Origin of the sequence: Pantoea rwandensis, from assembly GCF_002095475.1 — a bacterium.
GTDB classification, from domain to species: Bacteria; Pseudomonadota; Gammaproteobacteria; order Enterobacterales; family Enterobacteriaceae; genus Pantoea; species Pantoea rwandensis.
This window is the reverse complement of sequence record NZ_MLFR01000020.1, coordinates 56,642-74,934: the sequence shown is the minus strand read 5'-3', so window position 1 is coordinate 74,934 and position 18,293 is coordinate 56,642. Positions and strand designations below refer to the sequence as shown.

Genomic DNA, 18,293 nt, shown 5'->3' with positions numbered 1-18,293 from the left:
TTGTCATACTTTTGCGCTCACGCAATCATTTGCGTGACGAAAATCACACTATTAATGAAATATTTCGCGCTTGTTTCACTCGTTGTTTATTAAGATCACAGTTGCATTTACAATTCATGACACTTTTTGCCACCCACGGCGCTTAACAGGCTCAGAATATGACAAACCGTAATCGCATCGGCCTTTCCTGGATCAGCTATTTTTCCTACGCGCTCACTGGCGCGTTGGTCATCGTTACTGGCATGGTGCTGGAAAATATCGCCCAGTACTTCCAATTGCCCGTTTCTGAAATGAGCAATACTTTCACCTTCCTCAATGCAGGTATTTTAGCGGCAGTGTTCCTCAATGCCTGGCTGATGGTGATTGTGCCGCTGAAACGTCAGCTGATTTTCGGCTTCGTACTGATGATTTTTGCGGTGGCCGGTTTAATGACCAGCCACGATCTCACCATTTTCTCGCTGTGCATGTTTGTGCTCGGTGTGGTCAGCGGCATCACCATGTCGATCGGGACCTTCCTGATCACACATCTGTATGATGGTCGCCAGCGCGGTGCGCGTCTGCTGTTTACTGACTCATTCTTCAGCATGGCAGGCACTATCTTCCCAATCATCGCCGGTATGCTGCTGGCGCGCGCACTGCCGTGGTATTGGGTTTATGCCTGCATCGGCCTGATTTACGTGGCGATTTTTGTGCTAACGCTCTTTGTCGAATTCCCGGTCTTGAAAAGCGAAGCGGCGGTTCAGGGCGGCGAAAAAGAGAAATGGGGCATCGGTGTGCTATTCCTGTCGATTGCGGCGCTGTGTTACATCCTCGGTCAACTGGGCTTCATCTCTTGGGTGCCGCTGTATGCCACTAACACCATGGGCATGGATATCGCCGCAGCGGGACAGCTGGTCGGTAACTTCTGGACCGCGTACATGGTCGGCATGTGGGCGTTTAGCTTCTTACTGCGCTTCTTTGATCTGCAACGCATTTTGATGGTGCTGGCCGCGCTGGCGACGGGTTTGATGTACTGGTTCGTCAGCACCAAAGACGCCAGCATGCTGCACTGGATCATCATGATTCTCGGCTTCAGCTCTAGCGCCATTTACACCACTATTATCACGCTCGGCTCGCTGCAAACTAAGGTCTCATCACCGAAGCTGGTGAACTTTATCCTGACTTGCGGCACCGTTGGCACCATGCTGACCTTCGTGGTCACCGGACCGATTGTGGCTAAAGGTGGCGCGCATGCGGCACTCTCCACCGCCAACGGTCTCTATGCCGTGGTGTTTGTGATGTGTGTTCTGCTTGGCTTTGTGACGAAACATCGCCAGCACGGTCATGTGACACACTAAGAATGAGGGGCGGCCTGAGGGTCGCCCCTGCTGCTACCGCTTAAAGTTAACCGCTTCCGCTTCACCTAAGTAAATCTCACTGACCGCAGGCTGCGTGGCTGCCACCACCCTCCCTGACGCACCGAATAGCGCACGGGTACTTGCCTACGCACCGCATCAAAACCATTCTCGGCAGGCAAAATAATCAGGCTGGCATCATCACCCACGGCCAGGCCGTAATCCTTCAATTGCATAGCTTTAGCGCTGTTGGTGGTAATCAGGCTTAGCCCATTATCAATCTGCTCGTAGCCCATCATCTGACACACATGCAATCCCATATGCAGCACCTGTAGCATGCTGGCCGTGCCCAGCGGATACCAGGGGTCGAATACATCATCGTGACCAAAGCAGACGTTAATGTCGGCGTCGAGCAACTCTTTCACGCGTGTGATGCCGCGCCGTTTAGGGTAGCTGTCGAAACGCCCCTGCAGGTGGATATTCACCAGCGGGTTAGCGATAAAGTTGATCTTTGAGAGCTTTAACAGCCGGAATAAGCGTGAGGTGTAGGCATTATTGTAGGAGTGCATCGCCGTGGTGTGGCTGGCCGTCACCCGCTCACCGTTGCCATCACGATGCGCCAGCGCCGCCACGGTTTCGACAAAGCGTGATTGCTCATCGTCGATTTCATCACAGTGCACATCCACCATGCGGTCATAACGATTGGCCAGCGCAAAGGTTTTATGCAGCGACTCCACACCATATTCACGCGTGAACTCGAAATGCGGAATGGCACCCACCACATCGGCGCCGAGTCGCAGCGCCTCTTCCAGCAATGCCTCACCATTGGGGTAGGAAAGAATGCCTTCCTGCGGGAAGGCGACGATTTGGATATCGATCCAAGGTGCCATTTCGGCTTTCACTTCAAGCATCGCTTTCAATGCGGTGAGCGTAGGATCGGAGACATCGACGTGGGTGCGCACATGCTGAATGCCATTGGCGATTTGCCATTTCAACGTCTGCTGCGCCCGCTGCTTGACATCCTCATGGCTGAGTAGCGCTTTGCGCTCCGCCCAACGCTCAATCCCTTCAAACAGCGTACCAGACTGGTTCCAGGCGGGCTGCCCGGCGGTTTGTGTGGTATCGAGGTGAATATGCGGCTCTATAAAGGGGGCGCTTGCCAGCCCTCCTTCCGCATCAAGCGCATCGTTTTGCATCGCCAGCGTTGATGGCTGTGGGCGAAGCGCGGCGATTTTTGCGCCGTTAATTTCCATCTGCCACAAACCTTGTTGGCCCGCGATACGCAGGTTGTTGATCCACTTCAGTGACCGGTTCGCCATGCCTTTCTCCTGTTTAAAAGCAACAGGTAAAGCTAGCACGAAAATCCGTTTACCCGCGTCATCGATTTACGGTTGCTATACAGACCGATCAGACTGAACAAATTCGAGCCAAATAAGCCACTTACTGATTTTGTTCAAAATCAGTTACATACCTCAAAATAGGTATATAAAGGTGCGCTTGATATACATCAATGAGCGGCAAAAGTAGCGCGCTATCGTAATCGCAGATACCGCAAATTTTGAGGCAAGCATGAGCAAGCACAATGTCGTGATTATTGGCAACGGCATGGTCGGCCACCGCTTTATAGAAGAACTGATCGACAAAGCCGAACCTGGCCAATTCGCCCTTACCGTCTTTTGTGAAGAACCCCGTGTCGCCTATGATCGCGTCCACCTTTCTGCCTACTTCTCCCATCACACCGCGGAAGAGCTGTCTCTGGTGCGGCCGGGCTATTACGAAAAACATCAGGTTAATCTGCTGATTGGCGAACGCGCTATCACTATTAATCGCGACGAAAAACTCATCCACTCCAACACCGGTCGTGCGGTGCATTACGACACGCTGATTTTTGCTACGGGCTCTTATCCGTGGATCCCGCCCATCAAGGGCTCGGAGGGCACTGACTGTTTTGTTTATCGCACCATCGAAGATCTCAATGCCATTGAAGCCTGCGCGCGTCGCAGCAAACGGGGTGCCGTGATTGGCGGCGGCCTGCTGGGTCTGGAAGCAGCGGGAGCGCTAAAAAACCTTGGCATCGAAACCCATGTCATTGAGTTTGCGCCAGGGTTAATGGCAGAACAGCTGGATGTGCAAGGGGGCGAACAGCTACGCCGTAAAATTGAGCAGATGGGTGTGCGGGTGCATACGGGTAAAAACACGCAGCAGATTGTGCATCATGCTAAAGGCGGGAAAACGCTGGAGTTCGCCGATGGCAGCGCGCTGGATGTCGATTTTATCGTGTTCTCCACCGGGATTCGCCCACAGGACAAACTGGCAAAACAGTGCGGGCTGGAAATTGGTCAACGCGGCGGCATCGCGATTAACGATCGCTGCCGAACCAGTGATGCCGCGATTTACGCTGTCGGTGAATGTGCTGCATGGCAGAACCGTCTGTTCGGCTTAGTGGCACCGGGCTACAAAATGGCTCAGGTTGCCAGCGATACCTTAGTGGGACGTGAAAACGCCTTCTCCGGGGCCGACATGAGCGCCAAGCTTAAACTGCTTGGCGTGGATGTCGGTGGCATCGGCGATGCGCAGGGCCGCACGCCGGGTGCGCGCAGCTACATGTGGCTCGACGAGCACAAACACATCTACAAACGTCTCATCGTTAGTGAAGACAACCGCACGTTGCTCGGCGCGGTGTTAGTCGGTGACACCAGCGATTACGGTAATCTGCTGCAGTTGGCGCTGAATAACATCACTCTGCCAGAGAATCCGGAAATGCTGATTCTCCCCGCTGGCAGCGGGGAAAAGCCGGTGCTGGGCGTGGATTCACTGCCGGACAGTGCGCAAATCTGCTCCTGCTTTGACGTCAGCAAAGGCGACATCGTAAAAGCGGTGCAAGGCGGCTGCCACACGGTGGCGATGCTGAAAAGTGAAACCCGCGCCGGAACCGGCTGCGGCGGCTGTATCCCACTGATTACTCAAGTGTTAAACGCTGAATTAAGTCGCCAGGGTATCGAAGTCAACAACCACCTGTGCGAACACTTTCCTTATTCGCGCCAAGAGCTGTATCACCTAATTCGCGTTGAAGAGATTAAATCCTTTGATGCGCTGCTGGCGAAATACGGCCAAGGCTATGGTTGTGAAGTGTGCAAACCCACCGTGGGTTCGCTGCTGGCTTCTTGCTGGAACGAATATGTGCTCAAACCACAGCTCGCGCCGCTGCAGGACAGCAACGATCTGTTCCTCGGCAACATCCAGAAAGATGGCACCTACTCCGTTATCCCGCGTTCACCAGGCGGCGAAATCACGCCGGAAGGCTTGATGGCCGTGGGTGCTGTGGCTCGTCAGTACAACCTCTATACCAAAATCACCGGATCGCAGCGTATTGGTCTGTTCGGCGCACAGCGCGATGACCTGCCCGCCATCTGGGCCCAACTGATTGATGCTGGATTTGAAACCGGCCAAGCCTACGCCAAAGCACTACGCATGGCGAAAACCTGCGTCGGCAGCACCTGGTGCCGCTACGGCGTGGGCGACAGCCTTGGCTTTGGTATTGAGCTGGAGAACCGCTACAAAGGCATCCGTACCCCGCACAAAATGAAGTTTGGCGTCTCGGGCTGTACCCGCGAATGTGCCGAAGCGCAAGGTAAGGATGTCGGCATCATCGCCACCGAAAAAGGCTGGAATCTGTATGTGTGCGGCAACGGCGGTATGAAACCTCGCCACGCCGATCTGCTGGCAGCCGATCTGGATCGCGACACCCTGCTCACCTATCTCGACCGCTTCATGATGTTCTACATCCGCACCGGTGACCGCTTGCAGCGCACCTCACTGTGGCTGGAAAGCCTGGAAGGCGGCATCAACTATCTGCGCAGCGTGATTGTGGATGACAAACTCGGCCTTAACGCGCAGCTGGAGAGTGAATTGACACGCCTGCGCGGCGCAGTCGAGTGCGAATGGGCTGCAACGGTGAACGATCCCCAGCAGCAAATCCACTTCAGCACCTTTATTAACAGCAATCAGCGTGACCCGCTGGTGCAACACATTCACCAGCGCGATCAGCATCGCCCGGCACGTCCCGCCGAACGCATTGCGGTCACCCTGATTGAGGAGATTGACGCATGAGCCAGTGGCATTCCGTGTGTGAACTCAAGCAAATCCTGCCTGCTACCGGCGTCTGTGCGCTGGTAAAAGGGCAACAGATTGCCATCTTCCGCCCGCATGACGATGAGCAACTGTATGCACTCAGCAACATCGATCCTTTCTCCGAAGCAAGTGTGTTATCACGCGGCTTGATTGCTGAACATCAGCAAACACTTTGGGTCGCCAGTCCATTGAAAAAGCAGCGCTTCCGCTTGAGTGATGGCATCTGCCTGGAGGACGAATCCCGTTCAGTGGCGAGTTATCCGGTACGCGTTAATGAAGGTCGGGTCGAGGTGTGCAGTTGAGAGAATTCCTTCACTTTATGAGACGTCACTATGTTTACTGACACCCTGAACAGCTGCGCTAATAATGCGGCGCGCATTGTGCGTACGGCACAGCAAAGCCCGCTTGCTTTTTGGATCAGCTCGGCAATGGCCGGTGCCTACGTTGGCCTGGCAATCATCTTGATCTTCACGCTCGGTAATCTGGCCGATCCCGCTTGGCGGCCGCTGATTATGGGGGCCACTTTTGGCATCGCGCTGACACTGGTGATCATCGCCGGTTCGGAGTTGTTTACCGGCCACACCATGTTTCTGATGATTGGCGCTAAGTCCGGCAGCATTAGCCAAGGGCAAATGTGGTGTGTGCTGCCGCAGACCTGGCTGGGTAATCTGATTGGTTCGGTGTTTGTCGCGTTGCTTCATTACTATGCCGCAGGTGCCATGCTGCCCAACGCTAGCGCTCTGATTCACAGCGCGGCATTGGCCAAAACCACCCAGCCCGCGATGGCGCTGTTCTTTAAAGGCGCACTCTGTAACTGGTTGGTCTGTCTGGCAATCTGGATGGCAGTACGTACCGAAGGCACTGCGAAGTTCCTCGCTATTTGGTGGTGCTTGCTGGCGTTCATCGCCTCCGGCTATGAGCACTCAGTAGCCAACATGACAGTCTTCGCCCTGTCGTGGTTTGGTCAGCACAATGCCGACCTGACATTAAACGGCATCGGCCACAACCTACTGTGGGTGACACTCGGCAACATGTTCTCTGGTATGGTGTTAATGGGCCTCGGTTACTGGTACGCCACACCGCAAGCTCAGAGACCGCAAGTGGCGCCAAAAGTCACTGCGCTCAAATCGGTTTAAATGTTTCTGAGCCCACGAACCTTATTATGTGAATCACGTTATCAACACTAACGGTCACACAAATTTGTAGCGGCGCAATTTATTGCGCGTGTTTAACCCCTGCGCGATAAATCGCGCCGCTACAGATTGTGCATGCCAAAACCACGTTGCTTAACTGATGACCATCACACGGCTCGCGGGCTTTTTGAGGATGAGCGATGGACTATTTCCCCCTGTTTTGCCGCCTACAGGGCAAACGTTGTTTGCTGGTTGGCGGAGGTGATGTCGCAGAGCGTAAAGCGCGTCTGTTGCTGGATGCGGGTGCCGATCTGCATGTCGGTGCGTTGAGTTTCTCCCCTGTTTTTCAACAATGGGCTGAACAGGGAAAGCTGCGCTTATTACCCGGCACCTTTGAGGAGAGCTGGCTGGAGGGCTGTTGGTTGGTGATTGCCGCCACCGACGATGACGCCGTCAATCAGCAGGTGGGCGATGCCGCCGAATTACGCCGCATCTTCTGCAATCTGGTGGATGCGCCGCAGGAAGCCAGCGCCATCATGCCGTCGATTGTCGATCGCTCACCGCTGATGATTGCCGTGTCATCCGGCGGCCGTGCTCCGGTGCTGGCTCGCCTGCTGCGCGAGAAGCTTGAAGCCATGTTGCCGCAGCATCTCGGCCAACTGGCTACTCTGGCCGGCTCATTGCGCAGCCGGGTGAAAAAGACGTTCAACAGCATGGGGCAGCGCCGTGCTTTCTGGGAGCGATTCTTCGCCAGCGATCGTCTGGCACAAACGCTGGCCAATGGTGACCAACCACGCGCCGATCATATCGTTGATACGCTGTTTGATGCGCCGCTATCACAACAGGGTGAAGTGGTGCTGGTAGGCGCGGGTCCGGGAGATGCCGGATTACTGACGCTGAAAGGCTTGCAGTGCATCCAGCAGGCCGATGTGGTGGTTTACGATCGCCTGGTATCCGAGCCGATTCTCAATCTGGTCCGTCGCGATGCTGAGCGCATCTTTGTGGGGAAACAGGCAGGCAACCACTGCGTGCCTCAGTCGCAAATCAACCAACTGTTACTGGAGCAAGCCCAAAGTGGCAAACGTGTGGTGCGACTCAAAGGCGGCGATCCGTTTATTTTCGGACGTGGAGGAGAGGAATTGGAAGTGCTGGCGCAGCACAACATTCCCTTTAGCGTGGTGCCGGGGATCACTGCCGCTTCCGGTTGTGCAGCCTACAGCGGCATTCCGCTTACGCACCGCGATCACGCGCAGAGCGTGCGTTTTGTCACCGGTCATCTGCAGCAGCACGGGGAAATTGAGTGGGATAAACTCGCAGCCGACCAGCAAACGCTGGTCTTTTACATGGGTCTGAATCAGGCACCTGAAATCCAGCGCCAGCTGTTGCAGCATGGGATGGATGCCGGGACACCAGTGGCTATCGTGCAGAACGGCACCACACCACAGCAGCGGGTGGAAACCGCCACATTAGCGGAACTCAGTCAACTGGCTCAGCAGTTTGCTAGCCCGGCTCTGATTATCGTTGGTCACGTGGTGAGTTTGCGCAGTCAGTTACGCTGGTTCTAGAAATAAAAAACGGCGAGTCATGACAACTCGCCGTTTTGAATGATGTCGCTAGCAGTTTATGGCTGTGCGACAAAGCCCACCGCTTCGTAGACTTTCTTCAGGGTTTCTTGCGCTTGAGCACGCGCCTTAGTGGCACCCTCACGCATGACCTGGTTCAGGAAAGCTTCGTCATTACGGAAACGATGATAGCGCTCCTGCAGCTCAGTCAGCATGCCGGAAACCGCATCCGCAACTTCACCTTTCAGATGGCCATACATTTTGCCTTCGAATTCCTGTTCCAGCTGCGGAATCGGCTTGCCAGTCACACCGGAAAGGATATCCAGCAGGTTAGAAACACCGGCTTTCTCTTTAATGTCGTAACGCACCACGGGTGGCTCAGCGGAGTCAGTCACTGCGCGCTTAATCTTCTTCACCACCGCTTTGGTATCTTCCAACAGGCCAATCACGTTATTGCGGTTGTCATCCGACTTCGACATCTTCTTAGTCGGTTCCAACAGCGACATCACGCGTGCGCCTGATTTTGGAATAAACGGCTCAGGGACCTTGAATACATCACCGTACAGCGCGTTGAAGCGACCCGCGATATCGCGACTCAGTTCCAGATGCTGTTTCTGATCTTCACCCACCGGTACCTGGTTGGTTTGATACAGCAGAATGTCCGCTGCCATTAACACCGGGTAATCGAACAGACCTGCCGTGATGTTTTCTGAGTAACGCGCAGATTTATCTTTAAACTGCGTCATGCGGCTCAGCTCACCGAAATAGGTGTAGCAGTTCAGCACCCAGCTCAGCTGCGCGTGCTCTGGCACGTGTGACTGAACAAAGATGGTGCTTTTAGCCGGATCGATACCGCAGGCAAGGTACAGCGCCAGGGTATCCAGCGTGGCTTTGCGCAGCGCAACCGGATCCTGGCGAACCGTGATCGCGTGCAGATCAACGATGCAGTAAATGCAGTGGAAATCATCCTGCATCTGCACCCACTGACGTAGCGCACCCATGTAGTTGCCAATGGTCAGTTCACCGGAAGGCTGGGCGCCGCTGAAAACGATGGGTTTGCTCATATTATGTCCTGATAATTACAGCCCGAGAGCGGGCAAAAGTTCGCTAAAAGTATCGAGAGTTAAGTCGGGTTGGCTGGCGGCAATCGGCTCGCCATAGTTGTAGCCGAAGGTCATGCCGATATTCGGTACGCCTGCGGCCTGAGCCGCATGAATATCATTGCGAGAATCGCCCACAAACAGTAATTCTTTTTGCAGCACGCCAAAGTGACCCAGAACAAGGAAGATCGCTGCTGGATGCGGCTTTTTCACTACCACATCATCACCGCCAATAATCAGCGTGAAGTAGTCGGCAATGCCCAACGATTGCAGTAAAGGCGCGACAAAGGGCGTCGGCTTGTTGGTGACGATCGCCATCGGCAAGCCTTTCGCATGCAACGCGGCCAGCGTCTCTTTCACTTGTGGAAACAGCGTGCTGCCCGCTTCCACTGTTTCGGCGTAATACTTATCAAACAAGCTGCGCGCATCACGCTGTTCTTCAGCATGCGGCTCACGTCCTAGCGCCCACTTCAGGGCGCGGGCCATCATCACATCTGCGCCATTACCAATCCATGTGGAGGCCAGCGCAACGCCCGGCGGCGGTAACTGCAAATCACCTAAGGCATGATCAATCGCCTGCGCCAGACCCGGTGCGCTATCTACCAGCGTGCCATCCAGGTCAAAAGCCAGTGCGCGGATATCAGTGAAATGAGCCATTAACTTTCTCCAGTTCGCCACGCATTTCGTCGATCACTTTTTTGTAATCGGGGTGACCGAAGATCGCAGAACCGGCCACAAACATATCCGCACCCGCCGCCGCGATCTGACCGATGTTATCGATCTTCACACCGCCATCCACTTCCAGACGAATATCGTAGCCGCTCTGGTCGATGAGTCGACGCGCCTGACGCAGTTTATCCAGCGTGCCAGGAATGAAGGATTGACCACCGAAGCCTGGGTTGACTGACATCAGCAAGATGATGTCGAGTTTATCCATCACATAATCGAGGTAATCGAGCGGCGTCGCAGGGTTAAACACCAGGCCGGCTTTGCAGCCATGTTCTTTAATCAGTTGCAGCGTGCGATCAACGTGCTCGCTCGCTTCAGGATGGAAGGTAATGTAAGTCGCACCCGCTTTAGCAAATTCTGGGATCAGCGCATCAACCGGCTTAACCATCAGATGCACATCAATGGGCGCAGTGATGCCGTAATCGCGCAGCGCTTTCAGCACCATCGGACCCATGGTCAGATTGGGAACATAGTGGTTGTCCATCACGTCGAAATGAACCACATCACCCCCTGCCGCCAGTGCTTTCGCAGTATCCTCACCCAAGCGGGCGAAATCAGCAGCAAGAATTGAAGGGGCCAGTAAAAATTGTTTCATCCGATTCTCCCAATTTTGTGCGCCAGCCAGAGCTGACGTAATGCGTTGGTCGCGGACGAAACAAGCTAGCGGAAAAGCGCCAGCAGTTCGTCAACCTGAGTGCGACCACTTATGCTTCGGCTGATGGAACGCCGGGCTTTGACTACATTTAACACCGCATTCTGATACCACTCGCGAGTAAGCAGCGTGTCGTGGTTGGAAATCAGTACCGGTATACCGTTTTCATGCGCCAGCTTATTGGCCAATTCCGCCAAATGCTGCTGCTCGCGCAGGCTAAAGCTGTTGGTGTGGTAAGCGGTAAAATTCGCCGTCGCCGACAAGGGCGCGTAAGGCGGATCGCAATAAACCACTGAGCCAACAGGGGCGTTGTTCAGAGTAACATCGTACGATTCACAGACAAAGGTCGCTTTTTGCGCCCGTTCGGCAAACCACAGCAGTTCCGCTTCAGGGAAGTAAGGTTTGCGGTAACGACCAAAAGGCACATTGAACTCACCGCGCAAATTGTAGCGGCAAAGACCGTTATAGCCGTGGCGGTTAAGATAAAGAAACAGCAATGCGCGCTGATACTCATCCGTACTGGCATTAAACGCCAGACGCTGTGCATAGTAAGTCTCCGCCATGTTCCCTTCAGGGGTAAACAACAGGCGCGCATCTTCAATAAATGCGTTGGTGCGGGTTTTGACGATGTTGTAGAGATTGATCAGATCACCGTTAATGTCCGCCAGGTGATAGCGGTCATAATCAGTGTTGAGGAATACGGAACCGGCACCGACAAAGGGTTCGATTAAACAATCACCTTGTGGCAAATGACGACGGATATCGTCAAGCAGTGGGTATTTCCCTCCGGCCCATTTAAGGAAAGCGCGATTTTTCTTCATGCTGTCGTGGTTATTACATCTTATATTGGCTGTGGTGGAACCGACAGCAGCTCTGCGCTTTAAACGGGGCCGCGCTAACGCAGCCCCACATCAGTTACTGACTTTCTTTTTTCACCTGACTCAACGGTTTGACCCACGGATTCGCCGCACGCACTTCAGCAGGCAATGATGCCACCGCGCGTTTGGCATCTGCTGGCGTGGCATAAGCACCACTCACCAACACATACCATGGCTGACCGTTACGCGTCGTTTTATACACGTGATAACCGCTCAGATTCTGTTTTTTCGCCCACGCATTCAAGCTCTCTTCTTTCGAAGCACCACTCAGTTGCAGCGTGTAGCTGCCGCCGGTAGGCAATGACTTGCTGGCTCCGCTGTTGCTGGCGCTAACAGGCGCATTATGCGCTGCCGTGGTGTGCGTTTTGTTCTCTTTTGCTACCGGTACCGGTTTGGTGTTGGTCAGCGCTTTGTGTGCCGTGCTGTTGTGAGACTCACGCACGCCATTACTGCTTGAACGCGCAGGTGTTTCAGAACGCATAGCAGGCGGTGTTATCGCCTTGCCATTCCCGCTGACCGTCGCCGGAGCGGTTGGCAATGACGAGTTGCCCTGTGCACCCTGTGCAGCGTTATCAACCTGACCTTGCTGATTGTTCAACGCACTGTTGAGATCGCCTGGTAGTGTGACACGTTGCTGATTAGCTGGCGTCTCAACGGCTGCAGCCTGAGTCGGTGTGGAGGAAACTGCAGGCATTGAAATCGAATTGGAATCACTTCCCGTCGCCGCTTGATTCCCAGCAGGTTGAGCACCCGCAGGCGTTTGTGGCGCGTTTGCATCCGCAGTAGGGGCAGCGTTCTGCTGGCCGCTCATAGACGTCGAACCGGAAAGGTCGATGTTCTTTTCACTGCCACCGGAGGCCGGCGCGGCGGTGCCATTATTGGCTGTCGTCGCTGCGGGCTTTTTCTCATCCGGGCCTGTTAACGCGGAACCGATTCCCAACACGACCAATAGCAGAACCAGAATACCGATGCCCATCATCATATGCTGGCGCGATACCGGCACCTTCGCTTTTGGGGCAGAAGACTGTTTGCGAGGCCGCGTAGGACGGCGGTCACTGGCATCAGGTTTTAACTCGTCTTCCGGTTTGAACTCATCCATCTCGCCTCCTCCGTAAGCGGCACGCTAGCACGCACCGCATCACCACTCACTACTTTTAATCAGGGTTTCTGGCAATCATTAATTGCAGCCAGCACCATATCATGGGCGACACCTGCACGCACTTCAGAGCGGCCAATTGCGAGAGGCAGCACCAAACGCATTTCACCTGCCAGTACTTTTTTGTCGCGCATCATGTGCGGTAAGTACGCTTCAGCCTTCATGCTCTCAGGGCCATGCACAGGTAAACCCGCACGCAGCAATAGCGCAATGATACGATCGGTATCCGCTGACGAGAACTGCTTCAGACGTTCTGCCGTTCGCGCTGCCATCACCATGCCAGCAGCGATTGCTTCACCATGAAGCCAGTTGCCGTAGCCCATGTGCGCTTCAATCGCATGGCCAAAAGTATGGCCCAGATTAAGCAGCGCGCGCAGACCCATCTCACGTTCGTCGGCAGCAACAACTTCAGCTTTGAGTTCACAGCAGCGCCGAATGCAGTACGCCATTGCTTTCTCATCCAGAGCCAGGAGCGCATCAAGGTTCTGTTCCAGCCACTGGAAGAAATCGCCATCAAGGATAATGCCGTATTTGATCACTTCCGCCAGACCGGACGCCAATTCGCGTGCCGGTAGCGTCGCCAGGCAATGGGTATCCACCACCACTGACGCAGGCTGGTAGAAGGCACCAATCATATTTTTGCCAAGCGGATGATTGACGGCCGTTTTGCCGCCAACGGAGGAATCAACCTGAGAGAGCAATGTGGTAGGTACTTGGATAAAGCGCACGCCACGCTGATAGCTCGCGGCAGCAAATCCCGTCAGATCGCCAATCACACCACCGCCAAGGGCGATCAATGTGGTATCACGACCATGGGGTTTTTGCAGCAGCGCAGTAAAGACCTCGTCCATCACGGCCAGCGTCTTATACTTTTCGCCATCAGGTAAAATCACCTGATCCACTTTCACGCCCGCCTGACTCAGCAAAGCAGAAAGCTTGTCGAGATAGATCGGGGCAAGCGTCTCGTTGGTCACCAGCATGGCATTATCGCCAGCTTTTAGCGGCCAAAAAGAAGCCGGATCATTAAACAGTCCGGCAGCGATAGTGATGGGGTAACTGCGATCCCCGAGTGAGACAGTGATCTTCTCCATGATGACCGATACCTATTGCTGAGCCCTCAGGACACTGGATTAATTTTTTTCCAGCATGTTGATGATCTGATTGGCGACAACTTTTGCACTTTGATCGTCAGTGCGAATGGTGACGTCAGCGATCTCTTCATAAAGTGGATTGCGTTCGTCAGCTAGCGCTTCCAGCACTTCACGCGGCGGCTCATCAACCTGCAACAGCGGACGTTTTTTATCACGCTGAGTTCGAGCAAGTTGCTTTTCAATCGTCGTTTCAAGATAAACGACCACGCCGCGGGCGGAGAGACGATTACGAGTTTCACGGGATTTAACAGACCCACCACCCGTAGCCAGGACAATGCCTTGCTTCTCGGTGAGTTCATTGATGATCTTCTCTTCGCGATCGCGGAAACCGGCTTCGCCTTCCACATCAAATACCCAGCCTACATCCGCTCCGGTACGTCGCTCAATTTCCTGATCGGAATCGAAGAATTCCATATTGAGTTGCTGAGCTAACTGACGACCAATAGTGCTTTTGCCGGCACCCATCGGCCCAACCAGAAAGATATTGCGTTTCTCTGCCATTTTATCGGTATTACTAAGAATTCGTTGATGATACCCCGCGTTCAGCGCGTGCTGGCGGGACAGGAACTGAGACCTCATGAGCATTAACAAGAGTCAGACGGAAAATTATCTCAACACTCATGGCCGTTTGGCAACCGAATAAATTGCCCCCGGCGACCTATTAACAGGACCGGTCTGTGGTTCGCGAGACGGTAACGCCCCTCCTTTTTTCCCTCACACTTCAAGCTACAAGCGCGCTGGCTGCAATTGTGCATTCCTAAAACTGACGCTTGTCAGGTTAAGAATTCACGTTTTTGCCCGCGTGAATTAACTCGATTTTTTTAGGGAAAACATATTCTGACGTCAGTATCGCTTGTGACTGACGCCCATCGGAAGGTTATCCTGCCGCGTTCCGTTACACCGTTTTAAAAATCGCTAAACCTTGTAAGCTAATTCCTGCCCTGCGTCAACGCAGTTGGCATTTCAGAGCGAATTTTCCGCTTTATCCACCCGTAAGCGCTGCTTCCCTGACCAGTCGAGGGGTAATAAAGATCACCAACTCTTTCTTTTTTTGCTCTTCCGTTTGGTGTCGGAACAAATTTCCCAACAAAGGAACTTCGCCTAACCACGGAACGCGTTTTTCACCCTGCGTGCGCTGCTGCTGGAAAATGCCGCCCAGAGCCAGGGTTTCCCCATCACGCAGCGTGACCTGAGTTTCTATTTCCTGTTTATCGATACTCAGAACCTTATTCTCGCCCACGCTTAAGCTGCGTCCTGGCATATTTTGGCTGAGTCGCAACTTGAGCTGGATACGCCCATTGCCTAGCACGACAGGCGTGACTTCCATCCCCAGTACGGCTTCTTTGAATTCAATCGCTGTCGCGCCGCTGCTGCCTGATTTCACCTCATAAGGGATTTCGGTGCCTTGCTTAATGGAGGCGGTCTGCTGATTGGAGGTAAACAAGCGCGGGCTGGCGATGATTTCGATCTGGTTCTCCTGCTCCAGTGCACTGAGTTCAAGATTGAGCAACTCACCACTGAGCTTCCCCAGCGTCACCCCCGCACGCAGGGCTGGATTCTCCACCGTTAGGGGGATCGCCAACTGCGGATTGCGCAGCGCAGCGGTCACGTTTTGCGCAGGAGAAGTGCTCCAGTTAACACCTAGTTCGCGAAGATGCTCTTCGTGAATAGTAATGATGTGTGCTGAAAGCTCAACTTGCTCAAGCGGCCTGTCCAGCGCAGTGAGCCAGCGCGTGGTATCGCGCAACGCTTTAGCCGTGTCACGCAGTAGCAAACTGTTAGTTCGGCTATCGACTGTCACGCTTCCGCGCGCCGTAAGCAAGGAACGTTCGGTCTGCAAACTGCGATAGACATCGCTGGCTGTGGCGTAATGCAGCGTCACCCGGTATTGCTCAAGCGGCACCTGCTGCTCCCTCTCCTCATTTTCAGCTTTAGATTGCAGCGCCTGCATTTGCTGCCAGCTTTCTGGATAGACCAGAAGTACGCCCTCCTCCTGTATTAGCGTGAGCTTTGCCAGCCGCGCCACCAGTGCCAATGCCCGCTCGCCATCAATCTCATCAAGGCGTAGCGAAAGCCGCCCTTCTACACCCGGCGCAATCAGCAAATTGGTTTGCTGATAATCTGCCAGTGCCTGCAAAATACGTTCGACTGGCGCATCATCAAATACCAAACTCAAACGGTCGTTACTGGCCCTCAGCGGGACGCTAAAGATCAGACAGAATATGAGAACCATCCTTTTCATAAAATCCTCCTTTTATTACCCAGGTAATCTGCTGCGGCGGGCAGCTCTGTGCCGCACGCAGTATCAGACTTCTTGCAGTGAGTTCCGTCACCTGCCAGGGGGAATCCGGCAACATTGCCAGTAAAGTGAGGCGATGGCTTTTACCCTGCGGTGAGACAAGCCAGGCAACATAGTGCATTGATGACCCCACAATCCCCTGCAAACGCCAGCCATCGGGTACGACAACCTGCGGCTGACACACGCCTTCTGATGGTGGTTGAAAAGGATCGCGCGCCAACGCCAGACTGCTGCACAATAAGAGCAACCATGCACTACTCCGCATCGCCATCCTCCAGCCACAGCAGCGTCTTTAACGCCCCCTGCTCAGCACTTAATTCAAAACGATCCGGCACGGATAACCGCGCGAGAGCCAGTTCACCAAACAACGGCAGAAATTGTGACCATTGGACTCGGAGTTGCAGCTGCTGTGGTTGGCTACCCGGCTGCCAGTTTTCCAATTGTGTTCCGCGTGCCGTAACAACGTTTTCAAGCGTTTGTCGCTCTGCGTTTTCGCTGGCTGGTTGCAAAAGCCGTGCAATTTCGATTTCAAGCGCCTCAATGGAGGGGCGCACCGCTAACTGATGCTGGCGCTGTTGTAGCTGCAACCCCACGTCCTCCTGCTCTTGCGTTTGTGAATCAAGCCTCTGCTGCTGAGGGTATAACAGTGCAAACCAAGCCAGCGTAAGCAGCACGAATGACATCATCATCAGACACGCAATGCGCTTCGAAAGTGACAGGGCCAGCCAGTGAAGCAGTGATTCATTCATCAGCCATCTCCTGCACGCGGGCCTGTAGTACAAAGCGATATTCGCCACTTGCCTGGCGTTGCACGCTGCCCGGCTTGACGTTGGCAAACAGTGACTGTGTGACCAGCCGTTGACGAAAATCCCGAACCGCCAGCATGCTCTGTGCCTGCCCTTCAAACAGCAGCATCCGCTGCCGACGCTCAACGCGGTTCAACCACAGCGCATCCGGCATCAGCGTGGGTAGCTGCTGCCAGAATTGCTGCCAGCGGCGATGTTCCTGGCGTTTTTGTTGCAGTGCGCGCTGCACCTGTAGCAACCCATCTCGTTGTTGAAGCAGCGAGTGTTGTAAGGCCAGCTGCTGTTGCAGCACGTCGCGCCTCTGGCTGGCGTCCGTCAGCATCACCTGCTGCTGAAGATATTGCTCATCACCGCGCCACCACAGCACCATGATAATTAACCCAGTTGTCGCGAGGGTGCCTCCCAATAGCGAGAAACTCTGCTGACGGCGCCGCTGCCACTGTTGCGTGCGCCAGGGCAATAAATTGACGGCGAGCATCATGCATCCTCTGGGCGCAGAGCCAGACCAAGCGCGATGGAAAACTCACCTTCTTCGGCAGGGAGCGGCGGTTGTCGATACTGCAATAATGACAGAGGGAGGCAGTGCATCACGCCAGGCCCTGATAGCCTTTGCGGTGCGGTACAAAAAATAGAGGACGCCTGCGGAAAGGTTTCGCGCAGTTGTGTATGCGTCAACGGCTCGGTTCCCGCGCCCGAGGTGGTTTGCTCCCCAGTCAACGCCCAAAGCCAATGGTCACACAGCGGATGAATCAATAGGCGGTTGTGTTGCCGTGGCATACGCATAGCAATCTGCGTCAGCGCCAGGCTGCTTAATTCAAATACGTCGGGTCGAAGGCCGGACGCTTGCAGCGGTGCCAGCCACTGCGCGATGACTTCGCGCCGCGCTGCGGTAATGCAAAGCTGTGAAGCATCACCCGCTGCACGGTAGTCAATCGAGAGTGAGGCAGGTTCAACCGGAAATAAGCGCGGTGCCGATGAGGCAACATAGCGGCTCATGGCCGGTTCGCTGAGTGAAGATTCCGGTAACGGTAACGTGCGCTGCAATACCAGTTGCGGCGGCAATCCAACGCGCAGTGAATATCGTTTCGGCAGGTGACGTTGCCAGTGCGTTAACATCTCCTGTAACAGTGGCGTGGTTTGCAACACACCGTTGCGTAACGTATCGTGCGGCAGCGGTTGCTGCCACCAATGTCGTAACTGCCAACCATGACGTCGGCGTTCAATGCCCAGGGCACAGAGTTGCCCATTTTGGATATCCAATCCGATTTGCCAGCGTTGAAAAGCCATATGCGCGATCTCCTTATCTCTAAAGGGAAAAAGGACGTTTGCCCGAGATAATTCGAGGGGCTATCAGCACAGCGG

The 18,293-nt window shown here is 54.4% G+C and carries 17 protein-coding genes and 1 pseudogene; 5 read left to right on the top strand and 13 right to left on the bottom strand.

Annotated elements, in window-relative coordinates:
• Positions 1–158 precede the first annotated feature (158 nt).
• Complete coding sequence (gene tsgA, locus HA51_RS17835; protein ID WP_084935939.1) at positions 159–1,337, top strand: MFS transporter TsgA; 1,179 nt, start codon at positions 159–161, stop codon at positions 1,335–1,337.
• Positions 1,338–1,370: 33 nt separating this feature from the next.
• Here the strand turns inward: tsgA and HA51_RS17830 are convergent.
• Positions 1,371–2,653, bottom strand: a pseudogene (locus HA51_RS17830) (cytosine deaminase).
• A gap of 250 nt (positions 2,654–2,903) precedes the next feature.
• On the opposite strand from HA51_RS17830, the gene nirB reads away from it, so the two are divergent.
• The 4 genes from nirB (at position 2,904) to cysG (ending at position 8,163) form a co-directional block, all read left to right on the top strand.
• A complete protein-coding gene (gene nirB, locus HA51_RS17825; protein WP_084935938.1) occupies positions 2,904–5,444 on the top strand; it encodes a nitrite reductase large subunit NirB in 2,541 nt (846 codons plus the stop codon).
• Positions 5,441–5,767 (top strand): nitrite reductase small subunit NirD, encoded by a 327-nt coding sequence (nirD, locus tag HA51_RS17820; protein ID WP_084935937.1) that lies wholly within the window; start codon positions 5,441–5,443, stop codon positions 5,765–5,767. The genes nirB and nirD overlap by 4 nt, the downstream gene beginning before the upstream one ends.
• Positions 5,768–5,797: 30 nt before the next feature.
• Positions 5,798–6,601, top strand: a complete 804-nt coding sequence (gene nirC / locus HA51_RS17815) for a nitrite transporter NirC (protein WP_084935936.1) — start codon at positions 5,798–5,800, stop codon at positions 6,599–6,601.
• A 197-nt stretch (positions 6,602–6,798) separates the two neighbouring features.
• The gene (gene cysG, locus HA51_RS17810) at positions 6,799–8,163 is read left to right on the top strand and encodes a siroheme synthase CysG (RefSeq protein ID WP_084935935.1); all 1,365 of its coding nucleotides are present in this window, start codon (positions 6,799–6,801) and stop codon (positions 8,161–8,163) included.
• 56 nt (positions 8,164–8,219) lie between these two features.
• Here the strand turns inward: cysG and trpS are convergent, their stop codons facing one another.
• From trpS to pilM, 12 genes are all read right to left on the bottom strand, one after another.
• Positions 8,220–9,224, bottom strand: a complete 1,005-nt coding sequence (trpS, locus tag HA51_RS17805) for a tryptophan--tRNA ligase (protein WP_084935934.1) — start codon at positions 9,222–9,224, stop codon at positions 8,220–8,222.
• A gap of 15 nt (positions 9,225–9,239) precedes the next feature.
• Complete coding sequence (locus HA51_RS17800; RefSeq protein WP_084935933.1) at positions 9,240–9,917, bottom strand: phosphoglycolate phosphatase; 678 nt, start codon at positions 9,915–9,917, stop codon at positions 9,240–9,242.
• Positions 9,901–10,584, bottom strand: coding sequence for a ribulose-phosphate 3-epimerase (gene rpe / locus HA51_RS17795; RefSeq protein ID WP_034819612.1), 684 nt, complete (start codon positions 10,582–10,584; stop codon positions 9,901–9,903). Before rpe ends, HA51_RS17800 begins: the two co-directional genes overlap by 17 nt.
• Before the next feature lie 65 nt (positions 10,585–10,649).
• Complete coding sequence (gene dam / locus HA51_RS17790) at positions 10,650–11,462, bottom strand: adenine-specific DNA-methyltransferase (RefSeq protein WP_084935932.1); 813 nt, start codon at positions 11,460–11,462, stop codon at positions 10,650–10,652.
• Positions 11,463–11,556: 94 nt separating this feature from the next.
• The gene (locus HA51_RS17785; RefSeq protein WP_084935931.1) at positions 11,557–12,618 is read right to left on the bottom strand and encodes an SPOR domain-containing protein; all 1,062 of its coding nucleotides are present in this window, start codon (positions 12,616–12,618) and stop codon (positions 11,557–11,559) included.
• A gap of 59 nt (positions 12,619–12,677) precedes the next feature.
• Positions 12,678–13,766, bottom strand: coding sequence for a 3-dehydroquinate synthase (gene aroB / locus HA51_RS17780; RefSeq protein WP_084935930.1), 1,089 nt, complete (start codon positions 13,764–13,766; stop codon positions 12,678–12,680).
• A gap of 39 nt (positions 13,767–13,805) precedes the next feature.
• Complete coding sequence (aroK, locus tag HA51_RS17775; RefSeq protein WP_039380929.1) at positions 13,806–14,327, bottom strand: shikimate kinase AroK; 522 nt, start codon at positions 14,325–14,327, stop codon at positions 13,806–13,808.
• 481 nt (positions 14,328–14,808) lie between these two features.
• Positions 14,809–16,068, bottom strand: coding sequence for a DNA uptake porin HofQ (gene hofQ / locus HA51_RS17770; RefSeq protein ID WP_084935929.1), 1,260 nt, complete (start codon positions 16,066–16,068; stop codon positions 14,809–14,811).
• Complete coding sequence (locus HA51_RS17765; protein WP_084935928.1) at positions 16,031–16,390, bottom strand: HofP DNA utilization family protein; 360 nt, start codon at positions 16,388–16,390, stop codon at positions 16,031–16,033. The genes hofQ and HA51_RS17765 overlap by 38 nt, the downstream gene beginning before the upstream one ends.
• Positions 16,380–16,874, bottom strand: coding sequence for a HofO family protein (locus tag HA51_RS17760; RefSeq protein ID WP_084935927.1), 495 nt, complete (start codon positions 16,872–16,874; stop codon positions 16,380–16,382). Before HA51_RS17760 ends, HA51_RS17765 begins: the two co-directional genes overlap by 11 nt.
• On the bottom strand, positions 16,867–17,412 hold the full coding sequence (locus tag HA51_RS17755) for a PilN domain-containing protein (RefSeq protein WP_245840238.1): 546 nt from the start codon (positions 17,410–17,412) through the stop codon (positions 16,867–16,869). Before HA51_RS17755 ends, HA51_RS17760 begins: the two co-directional genes overlap by 8 nt.
• Positions 17,409–18,218, bottom strand: coding sequence for a pilus assembly protein PilM (pilM, locus tag HA51_RS17750; RefSeq protein WP_084935925.1), 810 nt, complete (start codon positions 18,216–18,218; stop codon positions 17,409–17,411). The genes HA51_RS17755 and pilM overlap by 4 nt, the downstream gene beginning before the upstream one ends.
• Between the last annotated feature and the right edge of the window lie 75 nt (positions 18,219–18,293).

Coding starts and splice junctions, on each gene's coding strand:
- HA51_RS17755 (WP_245840238.1), bottom strand. CDS start 17,412: ATGATGCTCGCCGTCAATTTATTGCCCTGGCGCACGCAACAGTGGCAG.
- HA51_RS17785 (WP_084935931.1), bottom strand. CDS start 12,618: ATGGATGAGTTCAAACCGGAAGACGAGTTAAAACCTGATGCCAGTGAC.
- pilM (WP_084935925.1), bottom strand. CDS start 18,218: ATGGCTTTTCAACGCTGGCAAATCGGATTGGATATCCAAAATGGGCAA.
- dam (WP_084935932.1), bottom strand. CDS start 11,462: ATGAAGAAAAATCGCGCTTTCCTTAAATGGGCCGGAGGGAAATACCCA.
- nirD (WP_084935937.1), top strand. CDS start 5,441: ATGAGCCAGTGGCATTCCGTGTGTGAACTCAAGCAAATCCTGCCTGCT.
- aroB (WP_084935930.1), bottom strand. CDS start 13,766: ATGGAGAAGATCACTGTCTCACTCGGGGATCGCAGTTACCCCATCACT.
- nirB (WP_084935938.1), top strand. CDS start 2,904: ATGAGCAAGCACAATGTCGTGATTATTGGCAACGGCATGGTCGGCCAC.
- HA51_RS17765 (WP_084935928.1), bottom strand. CDS start 16,390: ATGCGGAGTAGTGCATGGTTGCTCTTATTGTGCAGCAGTCTGGCGTTG.
- nirC (WP_084935936.1), top strand. CDS start 5,798: ATGTTTACTGACACCCTGAACAGCTGCGCTAATAATGCGGCGCGCATT.
- cysG (WP_084935935.1), top strand. CDS start 6,799: ATGGACTATTTCCCCCTGTTTTGCCGCCTACAGGGCAAACGTTGTTTG.
- hofQ (WP_084935929.1), bottom strand. CDS start 16,068: ATGAAAAGGATGGTTCTCATATTCTGTCTGATCTTTAGCGTCCCGCTG.
- rpe (WP_034819612.1), bottom strand. CDS start 10,584: ATGAAACAATTTTTACTGGCCCCTTCAATTCTTGCTGCTGATTTCGCC.
- HA51_RS17800 (WP_084935933.1), bottom strand. CDS start 9,917: ATGGCTCATTTCACTGATATCCGCGCACTGGCTTTTGACCTGGATGGC.
- trpS (WP_084935934.1), bottom strand. CDS start 9,224: ATGAGCAAACCCATCGTTTTCAGCGGCGCCCAGCCTTCCGGTGAACTG.
- HA51_RS17760 (WP_084935927.1), bottom strand. CDS start 16,874: ATGAATGAATCACTGCTTCACTGGCTGGCCCTGTCACTTTCGAAGCGC.
- tsgA (WP_084935939.1), top strand. CDS start 159: ATGACAAACCGTAATCGCATCGGCCTTTCCTGGATCAGCTATTTTTCC.
- aroK (WP_039380929.1), bottom strand. CDS start 14,327: ATGGCAGAGAAACGCAATATCTTTCTGGTTGGGCCGATGGGTGCCGGC.